The following is a 484-nucleotide window of genomic DNA, read 5'->3' as shown; positions in this document are numbered from 1 at the left end:
GGGGAGGGAGGCGGGGCCCGTGCCGAGCAGGCCGGTCGCCAGTGCGGCGGAGGCCGGGCGCAGCAGGTCGCGGGCGCCGGGCACGGATTCGAGGCCGACGACGAGCGCCACGCAGATGTCGGCGGCCTGCGTCGGCTCGACGCCCTCGGCGGTGCCCGCCTCGGTGAACAGGGCGGTCAGGAGGTCCCGCAGGTCCGTGGTGAACGACGTACAGATGGCGCCGAACTGGCGGGCCCCGCCGTCGAGGAGCTCGGCGGCGTGCGGGGAGTCCTGGCCGAGGCGCAGGACCAGGTCGAGCTTGGCGGCGAGGATGCCGTACAGCCGCTCGGCGGCGGGCACGTCGGCGGACGCCGCCTCCTCGGCCTGCCGGAGCGCCCGTGCGTGGAGGCGTCCGGCGAGCCTGCGGAAGGCGTCGTCCTTGCCGCGGACGTACTGGTAGACCGCCGACCGGGACACGCCCATGGAGGTGGCGATGTCGTCCATC

At 75.8% G+C, this 484-nt stretch carries 1 protein-coding gene; it reads right to left on the bottom strand.

Annotated elements, in window-relative coordinates:
* On the bottom strand, nucleotides 1-484 hold a 484-nt coding region (locus AB8Z36_RS41930; RefSeq protein WP_369218553.1), incomplete at both ends, for a TetR/AcrR family transcriptional regulator.

Origin of the sequence: Streptomyces flavofungini, from assembly GCF_041028215.1 — a bacterium.
GTDB lineage: Bacteria > Actinomycetota > Actinomycetes > Streptomycetales > Streptomycetaceae > Streptomyces > Streptomyces flavofungini_B.
Note: the sequence above shows the minus strand (reverse complement) of the source record. Positions and strands in the feature narration are given on the sequence as shown.